Source organism: Desulfomarina sp. (assembly GCF_054039375.1).
On sequence record NZ_JBPLBA010000167.1, the window covers coordinates 18,475 to 30,103 of the forward strand.

The window sequence follows — 11,629 nt, forward strand, 5'->3', positions numbered from 1 at the left end:
ATGATAAAAAAATACCTGCGCCAGGTGCAGGCGGGGGAGGATCTCAGCTTTGAGCAGGCAGTTGCGCTGATGGAATGCACTTCCCCCTCCGAACTGTACAATGCTGCTGACGAGTTGCGGAAAAGTATCCATGGCAATATTTTTGATCTTTGTTCTATTGTCAATGCAAGATCCGGCAGGTGTTCAGAGAACTGTAAGTTCTGTGCCCAGTCTTCCCACTACGAAGTTGATGTGACAACCTATGATATTGTTGCCGGTGAAACCGCTTTAAAGATGGCACTTCAAAACGAGCAGCAGGGTGTCAGGCGATTCTCCCTCGTTACTGCCGGCCGGTCTGTTTCTCATTCTCTTCTTGATGAGATTGAAACAATTTATCAGTTGCTCGAAGAAAAAACCACCATGCTTTTCTGTGCGTCCATGGGGTTTCTTACCAGGGAAAAAGCCGAGAGATTAAGGGCCATGGGTGTTCGGAGATACCATTGCAACCTTGAAACCTGCCGGAGTTTTTTCAAAGAGGTATGTACAACACATACCTGGGATGAAAAAGTTGAAACAATACAGATCGCCCGTCAGGCCGGAATGGATATCTGTTCCGGCGGGATCATCGGTATGGGAGAAAGTGCCCGTCAGCGGCTTGAACTGGCCTTTGAACTGCGTGATCTTGGTATTCTTTCAATCCCCATCAATATTCTGACCCCCATTGCCAATACACCTTTTTCACACCTGAAACCTCTTGGTGTTGGAGAGGTGCTGACCACCATAGCCATGTTCCGGTTTATCAACCCCGGAGCTGTCATCAGGCTGGCAGGTGGCAGAAATCTTCTTGGAGGTCAGCAGAGCCGCTGTTTTATGTCAGGTGCCAATGGTGCCATTGTCGGTGATTACCTGACGACGGCTGGTAACAGCCTCAGGGAAGATGTCAGGATGGTGAAGAATCTCGGTTTTGATATTAACGGGGATGAATAGATGAGTTCACCGGAGAATTGCGACAAGAGAGCAGAGGAAATACTGGCTTTTGACCGGAAACATCTCTGGCATCCCTACACCTCCATTGAAAAACCACTCCCTGTATTTCTTGTTGAGTCTGCTGACGGCTGCAGGATCAGGCTCAATGACGGGAGGGAACTCATTGATGGTATGGCTTCCTGGTGGTCGGTAATCCATGGCTATAACCATCCTTATCTCAATAATGCCATCAAGGAACAGGTGGATAGCCTGGCCCATGTGATGTTCGGTGGCTTAACCCACGAACCGGCGGTTACCCTGGCAAAAATGCTGATTGAACATATGCCGCAAGGCCTCAACCGGGTGTTTTTCTGTGATTCCGGATCGATCGCGGTTGAAGTGGCCATGAAGATGGCCATGCAGTACTCTTTTGGACTGGGGATAAATGGCAAAAACAGGTTTCTCACTATCCGGTCAGGATATCATGGGGACAGTTTTCACGCTATGTCAGTCTGTGATCCTGTGGGAGGAATGCATTCCATATACAGGGGAGTCCTGCCGGAATATTATTTTGCAGATACCCCCCGCTGTCGTTTTTCCGAAGATTGGGATGAAGGTGATATTGAATCTTTTGAAACCTTGATCCGTAATAATCATCAACGTATCTGTGCTGTTATTCTGGAGCCGATTGTCCAGGGTGCCGGGGGAATGAGGTTTTATCATCCGCAATATCTGCGAAAGGTCAGGGCGTTATGTGACGAGTTTGAAGTCCTGATGATAGCAGACGAAATCGCAACCGGATTTGGTCGTTCAGGTGAGCTGTTTGGCTGTGATCATGCAGGGGTTACCCCTGACATCATGTGTTTGGGCAAGGCGCTCACAGGTGGTTATATGAGTATGGCAGCGGTTGTGGCCGGGGAGCATGTCGGCCGGGTTCTGTCCGAAAACGAGCCTGGTGTTTTCATGCACGGTCCCACTTTTATGGCCAATCCACTGGGTTGCCGGGTGGCTATCGCCTCTCTCGAACTGCTCTTTGGTTCAGACTGGCGGGCAGGTGTTAAAGCGATTGAATCTGAACTAAAAAAGGGACTTGCTCCCTGCAGGCAGTTGGAAACTGTTGCCGATGTCCGTGTTCTCGGGGCAATCGGGGTTGTTGAGCTTAAAAAACCGGTCGATATGGAACGCATCCAGAAACGGTTTGTCGAACATGGTATATGGGTCAGACCTTTTGGCAGACTTGTCTATGTAATGCCCTCTTATATTATCAAAAATGATGAACTGGAATTCCTGTTGACAAATATTTTAAGAGTTCTGGAAATTGAGGCGGACTCATGAGTTCATATAATGACAGACTTCTGCAACTTGAAAATACGGGAAGACTGCGTTATCTCAAGCCTCTCTCCGGACGTGAAGGCTGTCATGTATGGTATGAAGGCCACAGAATGCTCAACATGACTTCCAACGATTACCTGGGGTTTGGAGGCGACAGGGGGCTGCATGAAAGGTTTTTCACAGACGTTAAAGAGCGGTGTTCTCTGGATCAATTCGGTCTCGGGTCGACCTCGTCGCGGCTTCTGAGCGGAGACTCGGAGGTTGCCCGGAGGCTGGAAAATCGTCTTCGGGAGGTATATGGCAGAAGTGGCTGTCTTCTCTTCAACTCCGGATATCATGCAAATATAGGTATCCTTCCTGCACTGCTGGGCAGAAAAGACCTTGTACTCAGTGATAAACTGAATCATGCATCCATAATGGATGGTATGAAACTGTGTCCTGCCGCCTGTAAACGGTATCGTCACCGGGATTATGAACATCTTGTTTCGCTCTTGAAAAGTAAGCGAAAACAGTTCGACAAGGCAGTTATCGTCAGTGAGTCAGTCTTCAGTATGGATGGTGATGTTGTTGATATCGGCAAGCTGGTTGCCATTAAGAAAGAATTTAACTGCACTCTCTATCTTGATGAGGCTCATGCCATTGGCCTTTACGGAAAAAAAGGTCTGGGTATGGCAGAGGAGCAGGGCTGTCTGAACGATGTTGATTACCTTGTGGGAACATTTGGCAAGGCTCCGGCATCCATGGGAGCCTTTATTATCTGTGCAGAAGAAGTCACTCGATATCTGATTAATCACAGTCGGTCGTTTATATTTACAACAGGTTTGCCTCCGATCATTCATAACTGGAACCTGTTTATCATGGAAGAGATTCTTCTGTGTGAAAAAAAACGGTATCACCTTCAGTCTCTTGCCGGAAAGATGCGGGCGGAGCTGGTCAAAAATGGTTTGGTTACGGATGGTTCCACTAATATTGTTCCCGTAATGATTGGCGAAGATAGATTGACTGTAACGCTTGCGGAAATGATGCAGGAGAAAAAATATCTTGTTTTCCCGGTAAGACCACCGGCCGTTCCCGAAGGTACCGCCAGATTCAGGTTGTCACTCACTGCCGGTATGAAGTGGGATGACATAAAAGCATTTCCACAACAGCTTGCGGAGGCTATGAGCCGGAGCCGGTCATAGGAGTACAGAATTTTGAGATACATATGGCTTCATAAAAAGATGTGTGATACCCTGGTTGTTTTTTTCAACGGCTGGGGAATGGATGACAGACCGTTTCGACCGCTTGATGCGGAAGAATATGATGTCTGCATGTTTTTTGATTATCGCACCATGGAGATAGACTTGAATTTGGAGGCTGTCTTCACTGCCTATAAAGAAGTGATTCTGGTAAGCTGGTCCATGGGTGTCTGGGTCGGGCAGAAAATATTTGGTCGAAAAAAAAAATTATTCACCAGGACAATTGCCATCAATGGAACTCTTTGTCCTGTTGATGATAATAGAGGCATCCCTGCAAAAATCTATGATGACACCCTGGCGGAATTCGGGGAGAAAGCCAGGAAGAAGTTTTACCGCCGGATGTGCAGGGAAAAGACAAATCTGAGAAAATTTCTGAATAATCAACCAGAAAGAAGCCTTGCCGGTCAGCGTGAAGAGCTGGAGATACTCAGGAAGAGGAGTGACTGCGTTCCGGTCGGCCTCTCTGTATATGATGAAATTATTATCGCAGAGAATGATTGGATTGTCCCCACCCGGAATCAGTTATATTTCTGGAAAAACATGGCGGTTGTGACTTTGCCTGGGTTTCATTTCCTTTTTTACGAATGGCAAAGCTGGGACCAGCTTGTCTGCCCTGTTATACGATACAATGAAAGTAGTTCTGGATAAAGAACGTGTTGCTGAGTATTTTGGGTCATGCCTTGAAACATATGAGGACAACGCCACTGTTCAGCAGGAGATCAGCAGACAGTTTTTTAATCTGCTGTCCCGATATGAGATTTCAGGGTTTTCTAGAATTCTCGAAATCGGTTGCTGCACCGGTTTTCTGACGGAATTAATCTGTTCGGCACACTCTGTAAAAACGATCTGGCTCAATGATATTGTTCCTGAATTCTGCTCAGTTACTGCAGAAAGGATAAAGGAAAATGTCAAAGAAGTACGTCTTTTTCCAGGAGATATTGAAGAGAAGATTCTACCGAAAGGACTCGATATTGTTCTTTCCTCCTCGACTTTTCAATGGCTTCAGGATCTCGAAAGACTCTTTGCCCGAGTTTATGGTTGTCTGAATGAAGGTGGCATTTTAGCTTTTTCTCTCTTTGGTCCGGGCACCATGGAGGAAATCCGTTCACTCACCGGAAGGGGCCTGCCTTATCTGGACCACTCAGAACTTCAAAAAATAACAGCTTCCTTTTTCGATCTTGTCCACATCCACCGGGAAAGAAAATGTATTTATCTGCCGTCTGTCAGAGCGGTGCTTCGGCATATTCAGAAGACCGGTGTCGGTGGACTTGGCAGGTCCGGGTGGGGAGTTTCAGAATTCAGAAAGTTTGAAAGTGAGTATAAAGCGAGGTTTGAAACAGATCTCGGGATTCCCGTGAGCTATGTGTCAACTTTTGTAATTGCCCGAAAAACCAGGGAATAAAATAACAAAAATGAAGAAGGTTTACTGTATAACGGGCATTGATACGGATATTGGTAAAACTGTCGCTGTCGGTCTTCTGGCGAGGGCATTGCTGAAAAAGGGCATCAGGGTGATCACCCAGAAAATAGCCCAGACCGGGTGTATGGATGTCAGTGATGATATCCTGGCTCACAGGCAGATAATGGGGATTGATCTATCTGACATGGACAGGGATAACCTGACATGTCCCTACCTGTTTCCAGTCCCCTGTTCTCCACATCTGGCTGCGAAGCTTGATGGCAGAAAAATTGATATTAACAGGATCAGGAGGGCGACTGCTCTTCTCCTGGAACAGTTCGATGTGGTGCTTCTCGAAGGAGCCGGTGGTTTGTCGGTTCCCCTGACGGAGGATTTTCTCTTTGTTGATTATCTGCAGAAAGAACAGTATCCTCTCATCCTCGTGTCCAGTCCGAAGCTTGGGTCCATCAATCATACTCTCAACAGCCTGGAGCTGGCCCGGAGAAGAAATCTGCAGGTTGTTGCTCTGCTTTATAACCGGTTCATTGATGAAGACGAGAGGATTGCCGTTGATTCTAAGGAAATATTTAAGAAATATATGATAAAAAATAGTTTTTCGGGGCCGGTAATTGACTTTTACCCGCTCCCGGAGTATCGGAATGGAACAATTCCATTTCCTGATTTCCAGGGTGTTTTTAATGAATTATAAGATAAAAAAACAGTGTCTGACCTGTAAATATTACAGGCTGAAAAATAGTGGAAGCGGTGTTTGTCGAGCAGACAGAAAAAACAGTCCGGACTATCCGGTAAAGACAAATGAAGACAGTTGCAGCATGTGGCTGGACTGCGGTCAACAGTATTATATCCGGGTAGGATGGATCAAGGCTCGACTTGCTGAAAAGTGAGAAAATGGTAAATAAACTGTCTTTTCTTGGTAATATGAAGAATATGTGTTATTCATGTCGGTTTTCAATGATTTTGAGCTGGCGGGAATTTGTATTTCCCTGCATAGGCAAGTTCAGCGTCTGCGCCTGTCTACCCGAAGATGTGGGGTTCAATTGTGCTGACGTATTCGCTGCTTCAAGCCATTGATGAGTATTCACGGTCTCTTTTGCCCTCACAGGCAGGTATAAAATTCAGTTATAGAGTGAGAATGAACAGGATTCCCGGCCCGGTAAAGCTGATAATAAAAATCGTCCTCAGCATCGCTTTCTTTTCGGTGCTGCTTTCTTTTGTACGGGGCAATGAACTGCTTGATCTTTTTTCCCGGATCAACTGGGTGTTTTTTATCCTGTCATTTGTTGTAACCGTTATCATGGTTGCAGCAAGTTGTGCAAAGTGGAAGCTGATTCTCGATTTGAAAGACGATATTCCGTATCGCGAGTTGTTTCGGATTTACATGGTCGGGTACTTTTTTTCTAATATTCTCCCCTCCACCGTAGGGGGTGATGTTGTTCGCTCATACTATGCGGGAAGATTGATTGAGAATCAGGGATACTCAGCAGTCAGTGTCTTTGTTGAGCGTTTTTCGGGTATCTTCTTTCTTTTTTTCCTTGTAACAGTGGCCCCTCTCTTTAAAACCGGACTTTATCGGAGTCCTTATATTTTGTTTCCGGCACTGGCTGGGGCCTGTTTTGCCATGATCACCATCTGGGTCTGGAAGGCAAAAAATCCTTTTGCACTGCCTGACAGAATTGCCAGGTTTTTCCTGGCCTTACTGAGAAGAACCGGCGATGTTACTTTGCTGGGATTTTTAAAAAAATTTGCCGACACTCTGGAAAGACTGTATTCAGGCATTATTGATCGTTTGAAAAAGCTGAGAAAGGAACTGGATGTTGCACTGGCCGCAGTAAAGGAAAACAAACGTTTTCTCCGGCGTCTCATCTACCTGACTGTCCTGTTTTATCTTCTTACGTGGGTGAATGTGTATACAGCCTTTATGGCATTTGATGTTCATGTTGATTTTCCGGCTATTTGTGCCATTGTTCCGGCAATAATGCTGGTTGCCCATGTGCCGGTTACATTGCTGGGAAATCTTGGTTATTTTGAATCAGTCTTTGTTTTCTATTTTTTGCTTGTGGGGGTGGGTGGTGCAGAATCCCTGGCCATGGGTCTGCTTCTTCGCCTGAAAATGCTGTTTATGGGTGCAATCGGTTATATTGTCTACCTGACGTACAGGCAGAAATTTATTGCCGATACTGCTGATATCCTGAAAAACTGTGAACATAAAGATATTTGATTTGGTCATTGCAGATCAACGTAATATCCTGTAGTTATTGATAAAAACAAATGGTTGCTGGTCAGGTGGGTAGTAAACTGACTTGAAAATTTTATGTGGAGATACTGCTTTGTTACTCTCTATTGTTATACCGTTACTGAATGAGGAAGAAAATATTCCCCTGTTATACCAGGAACTGGATGATGTTCTGAGCGTGATTGAACATGAATATGAAATACTCTTCATTGATGACGGTTCCACCGATAGAAGCCTTGAATTGTTGAAGAAAATACAGGAAAAGGACAGTCATGTGGTTGTTGTCAGTTTCAGGAAAAATTTTGGCCAGACAGCCGCCATGGCAGCCGGTTTTGATTATGCCCGAGGGGATGTCATCATTACCATGGATGCCGATCTGCAGAATGACCCACACGATATTCCGAAACTTCTCGAAGAGATCGAGGCGGGTAACGATGTGGTGACAGGGTGGCGGTATGACCGAAAGGATGCCTTCATAAACAGAAGGCTGCCTTCCATTATCGCCAATAAGATTATTTCGAAAACGACGGGTGTCAATCTCCATGACTATGGTTGTACCCTGAAGGCTTTTAAGAAGGAAGTAATAAAAAATGTTCGATTGTACGGAGAGATGCACAGGTTCATTCCGGCAATCGCATCCGGAATGGGAATAGATTTTACCGAAGTCAAGGTGAATCACAGGCCGAGAAGATTCGGTTCATCCAAATACGGCATTTCTCGAACTATCAGGGTTATTCTTGATCTTATGACCGTGAAATTTCTGCTCAGTTACGCCACCCGCCCGATTCAGGTTTTTGGTCTGATGGGTGTTGTCTGCGGTGGAATCGGTTTTCTCATTGCCCTTATAATGACCATCCAGCGGCAGTTCATGGGCATTCCCCTTGCCGACAGACCTCTTCTTTTCCTGGCTGTACTGCTCATTTTCATCGGGATTCAATTTATTTCACTTGGACTGATTGCGGAACTTCAGGCCAGGACATATCACGAGTCGCAAAATAAACCGGTCTATTTCGTTAAACATGTTTTCGGCAGCGGACAGGAAAACGGAGCACAGTGATGTCAATGGACAATCCATTGATTGATATTGTTATTCCCAACTGGAACGGCAGGCGGATGCTGGCCCATTGTCTTTCGTCCCTGGAAGCTCAGACAAACAGGGATTTTCGGGTAACGGTTGTTGATAACGGTTCGGAAGATGGTTCCATAGAACTTCTGGAGAATGAATTTCCGACCGTCAGGATTCTCCGGTTCAGTGAGAATCGTGGATTTTCCGTAGCCGTCAACCTGGGTATCCGGGAAGCGAGTGCATCCTGGATCCTCCTGTTGAATAACGATATGGAAGTGGCGCCTGACTGCCTTGAAAACCTGATACGGGCAATAGAAAAATACAGGACGTATGATTTTTTTGCCCTTAAGATGATCAATTTCAATAATCGGGACATCCTTGACGGGGCTGGTGATGCAGTGTTACGTGGTGGAGTCGGCTATCGACTCGGTACAATGGAAAAGGACCGCGATATCTACAGGGTTGACCGGGATGTTTTTGGTGCCTGTGGTGGTGCCGCCCTGTACAGCAGGAAATTTTTTGATCGGGTCGGTCTTTTTGACGACGATTTTTTCGCCTACCTTGAAGATGTTGATCTGAACCTGAGAGCGAGACGGCTCGGCATGTGCTGCAGGTATCTCTCTTCCGCCAGGGTATTTCACATCGGCAGTGGTTCCACGGGAAAGAAAGTGAATACGTTTACGATCAGGCTGTCCACCAGGAATAATTTTGCTGTAGTGGTCAAAAATTATTCCTTTGGCATGGTTCTGCGTTTTCTCTTTCCTTTTGTCATTTATCAGTTTGCCTGGCTTCTTTTTGTTGTAAAAAAAAGGATGTTTTTCTCCTATTGCAGAGGTATTCTGGAAACGTTCAGGCTTTTGCCGGAGGTTATCGGCAAGAGAAGAAAAATCCTCGCTGATCCAGATAATATCCTGGAAAAGGAGTTCAGGCAGCTTGTTGTCAGTGCGGAAAATGAAGCAGTGAATTCCATCATGGCACGAAGGAGTGCGGAAGGGAAAACAAACCTTCTCTTTGGGTGGTATTGCACGATATTTTTCTGATCGGGGTCCTTCCATGGCTGCCGGAGTACATATAATTATTGTTACCCATGACTCAGGAAAAGTTCTGCCCCTGTGTCTTGAACATCTTGCCGCACAAACTGTTGAAATAACAACAATTATTGTTGTGGACAGTGGCTCCGCGGACAGACGGTATCTGGAATGCTGTAGAAAGGCGGACAATATCAAACTGGTGGAAACAGATAATATAGGTTTTGGAAGGGCGAACAATCTTGGGTTTTCTCTGGTACGGGATAAGAAGGGAATAGTCGTGTTTCTGAACCCGGATACTTTCCTTCCGCCTGGTTTTCTGGCCAAAATCATTGATGTAATGGAAGGGAAGAAAAAAATCGGCATCCTTTCCGGTAAATTGCTGGGTTATGACCCTGAAAAAAACAGAGCTACCGGTAAAATTGATTCAACCGGTATTTACCGCAAGTGGTATGGTCGCTGGTTTGACCGGGGTATGGGGGAGAAAGATCGAGGGCTGTATAATAAAAAAAATTCTCCACCGGCGGTTTGCGGTGCGTTGATGGTCTGTCTGGTCGAAGTCCTGAAAACATATGGTCGAGAGGTTTTTGATCCGCTTTTTTTTCTGTACAAGGAGGATATTGAACTTTCACTGCGATTACGTCGGGATGGCTATGATCTGGTTTATGAACCCAGCCTTGTTGCTTTTCATTGCCGTGGCTGGCAGAGAGACAGAAGAAAAATCCCGTTTTATCTGCGTCTCATGGCAGCAAAGAACGAGATACAGCTTTATCGGAAACATCCCTCGCCATATATTGTCTGGGCCATTACAAAATACCTGCTGGTGAGATTCTGCAGACTGTGAAGGAAGGACCAGGTGAATTCTTTTCATCAAGAGGCTTTCAGTATTCTTATCCCAACCCTGAACGGGGAAGGTACGCTGGAAAAGCTGTTTGTCAGCCTGCAGAAGCAGGATCTGCAGCCTGCTGAAATTTTGGTGGCGGATTCATCATCTTCAGATGGAACGGTGGATATCTGCAGGAAGTTCGGTGCCAGGGTATGGCGGGTAAAGCGTGAGGATTTTGATCACGGGGGGACCAGGACTTTTCTGGTTGAAAAAGCTGAGCGGGAAATACTTGTTTTTCTGACTCAGGATATTGAATTCGCCTCAACTGCAGCCCTGCGATTCCTTATCGAGCCACTCCTGAATGACAATGAATCCTGTGCCTGTTCTTATGGCCGCCAGCTGCCGGCTGCTGATGCGAGCTGGCATGCCGCTTATCTCCGACGTTTTAATTATCCTGACAGATCAGAGAAACGATCATTCAACGATCGTGAAAAACTGGGCTTAAGGACAATTTTCACATCCAATTCTTTTGCGGCCTGGCGGCGGCAAAACCTGGTTGCGGTCGGGAGCTTCAGGAACGGTTTGATTTTTGGTGAGGATACCTGTACTGTGGGGAAAATTCTTCAGGCTGGTGGTTCAGTGGCTTATGTAGCGGAAGCTGAAGTGTATCACAGCCATAATTATTCATTGTCAGGAGAATTCCGGCGGGCCTATGATACCGGAGTTCTGCACTCATCGGAAAAATGGTTGCTTGACACCTTTGGAAGTGCTGAAGGGATTGGTTTCAGTTTTGTCCGCTCTGCTCTTGTGCAGTTACTCAGGGAAAAGAAAATTATTATCGCAACAGAATTTATTATCCGCTCGGGATTGAAGTTTACCGGCTACAGGCTGGGGAGAAAATATACTCTGCTGCCACCGTCTTTACGTTCTTTGTTCAGTATGAACAGAACTTGGTGGAAGCGCTGCGGCAAAGCCTGAATCAAACGCTATTGTGTGAGCAGGTACAATCAAACATGGTTTCGGAATTAAATAATTATCTGATTGCCCATGAAACTCAGCCGGATTGAGAATACGCCTGATAAAACAGGCACATCCCCAGGCTCACAAATAGCAGGCTGAGTTTTGTGCGTAATCGAGTAAGAAAATAAATAACAGGATGCTGTGTAACCGGTGTCTGTCCAGAAATGAGGATTTTTGTTTGGGATCAAGGCGCACGGGAAATTCTACCGCAACCATATAATTGATATCGGAGTCTACGCTTACCTCCGAGGATAAAATTATCCCGCCAACGCAGATATCGGGCAAAAAGACCAACCATGGACAGGCACTAATTGACAGTTACACTCCTGATCGATCATATAAAAGTATATGTTATCAATAAATCTTCGTCAGCAGAGTTCCCTGATCGCCAGGTTACTGCACCTTTTTGACTGCTGTTTTACCGTTGGTTATCTCTCGCTGCTGGTTATCTGGTACAGGGTACCGTGGAGTCCATATTATTCCCGTCTTCTGATAATCACTTTTGTTCTCTGTTTTATCAG

The 11,629-nt window shown here is 45.8% G+C and carries 12 protein-coding genes; all 12 read left to right on the forward strand.

The window, feature by feature from the left end:
* The gene (bioB, locus tag ACXLDX_RS09945) at positions 1–966 is read left to right on the forward strand and encodes a biotin synthase BioB (RefSeq protein WP_457577027.1); all 966 of its coding nucleotides are present in this window, start codon (positions 1–3) and stop codon (positions 964–966) included.
* The gene (gene bioA / locus ACXLDX_RS09950; RefSeq protein ID WP_457577028.1) at positions 967–2,280 is read left to right on the forward strand and encodes an adenosylmethionine--8-amino-7-oxononanoate transaminase; all 1,314 of its coding nucleotides are present in this window, start codon (positions 967–969) and stop codon (positions 2,278–2,280) included. It abuts the gene before it with no gap.
* Positions 2,277–3,458 (forward strand): aminotransferase class I/II-fold pyridoxal phosphate-dependent enzyme, encoded by a 1,182-nt coding sequence (locus ACXLDX_RS09955; RefSeq protein ID WP_457577029.1) that lies wholly within the window; start codon positions 2,277–2,279, stop codon positions 3,456–3,458. The genes bioA and ACXLDX_RS09955 overlap by 4 nt, the downstream gene beginning before the upstream one ends.
* Before the next feature lie 12 nt (positions 3,459–3,470).
* Entirely contained in the window at positions 3,471–4,163 is a 693-nt protein-coding gene (locus ACXLDX_RS09960) for a DUF452 family protein (RefSeq protein WP_457577030.1), read from the forward strand.
* Entirely contained in the window at positions 4,144–4,917 is a 774-nt protein-coding gene (locus ACXLDX_RS09965; RefSeq protein ID WP_457577031.1) for a methyltransferase domain-containing protein, read from the forward strand. The genes ACXLDX_RS09960 and ACXLDX_RS09965 overlap by 20 nt, the downstream gene beginning before the upstream one ends.
* A 10-nt stretch (positions 4,918–4,927) precedes the next feature.
* Positions 4,928–5,623 carry a dethiobiotin synthase gene (gene bioD, locus ACXLDX_RS09970; protein WP_457577032.1) on the forward strand — a complete coding sequence of 232 codons (696 nt, stop codon included), beginning with the start codon at positions 4,928–4,930 and terminating at the stop codon, positions 5,621–5,623.
* Positions 5,613–5,819: a hypothetical protein gene (locus ACXLDX_RS09975; protein WP_457577033.1), complete on the forward strand. Its 207-nt coding sequence runs from the start codon at positions 5,613–5,615 to the stop codon at positions 5,817–5,819. The genes bioD and ACXLDX_RS09975 overlap by 11 nt, the downstream gene beginning before the upstream one ends.
* A gap of 248 nt (positions 5,820–6,067) precedes the next feature.
* On the forward strand, positions 6,068–7,153 hold the full coding sequence (locus ACXLDX_RS09980) for a lysylphosphatidylglycerol synthase transmembrane domain-containing protein (RefSeq protein WP_457577034.1): 1,086 nt from the start codon (positions 6,068–6,070) through the stop codon (positions 7,151–7,153).
* A 109-nt stretch (positions 7,154–7,262) separates the two neighbouring features.
* Entirely contained in the window at positions 7,263–8,225 is a 963-nt protein-coding gene (locus tag ACXLDX_RS09985) for a glycosyltransferase family 2 protein (RefSeq protein WP_457577035.1), read from the forward strand.
* Positions 8,225–9,274, forward strand: coding sequence for a glycosyltransferase family 2 protein (locus ACXLDX_RS09990; protein WP_457577036.1), 1,050 nt, complete (start codon positions 8,225–8,227; stop codon positions 9,272–9,274). The genes ACXLDX_RS09985 and ACXLDX_RS09990 overlap by 1 nt, the downstream gene beginning before the upstream one ends.
* Positions 9,275–9,287: 13 nt before the next feature.
* Entirely contained in the window at positions 9,288–10,106 is an 819-nt protein-coding gene (locus ACXLDX_RS09995; RefSeq protein WP_457577037.1) for a glycosyltransferase family 2 protein, read from the forward strand.
* Between the two features lie 12 nt (positions 10,107–10,118).
* Positions 10,119–11,066, forward strand: coding sequence for a glycosyltransferase family 2 protein (locus tag ACXLDX_RS10000; protein ID WP_457577038.1), 948 nt, complete (start codon positions 10,119–10,121; stop codon positions 11,064–11,066).
* Positions 11,067–11,629 lie beyond the last annotated feature (563 nt).

Coding starts and splice junctions, on each gene's coding strand:
- bioB (WP_457577027.1), top strand. CDS start 1: ATGATAAAAAAATACCTGCGCCAGGTGCAGGCGGGGGAGGATCTCAGC.
- bioA (WP_457577028.1), top strand. CDS start 967: ATGAGTTCACCGGAGAATTGCGACAAGAGAGCAGAGGAAATACTGGCT.
- ACXLDX_RS09955 (WP_457577029.1), top strand. CDS start 2,277: ATGAGTTCATATAATGACAGACTTCTGCAACTTGAAAATACGGGAAGA.
- ACXLDX_RS09965 (WP_457577031.1), top strand. CDS start 4,144: ATGAAAGTAGTTCTGGATAAAGAACGTGTTGCTGAGTATTTTGGGTCA.
- bioD (WP_457577032.1), top strand. CDS start 4,928: ATGAAGAAGGTTTACTGTATAACGGGCATTGATACGGATATTGGTAAA.
- ACXLDX_RS09975 (WP_457577033.1), top strand. CDS start 5,613: ATGAATTATAAGATAAAAAAACAGTGTCTGACCTGTAAATATTACAGG.
- ACXLDX_RS09980 (WP_457577034.1), top strand. CDS start 6,068: ATGAACAGGATTCCCGGCCCGGTAAAGCTGATAATAAAAATCGTCCTC.
- ACXLDX_RS09990 (WP_457577036.1), top strand. CDS start 8,225: ATGTCAATGGACAATCCATTGATTGATATTGTTATTCCCAACTGGAAC.
- ACXLDX_RS09995 (WP_457577037.1), top strand. CDS start 9,288: ATGGCTGCCGGAGTACATATAATTATTGTTACCCATGACTCAGGAAAA.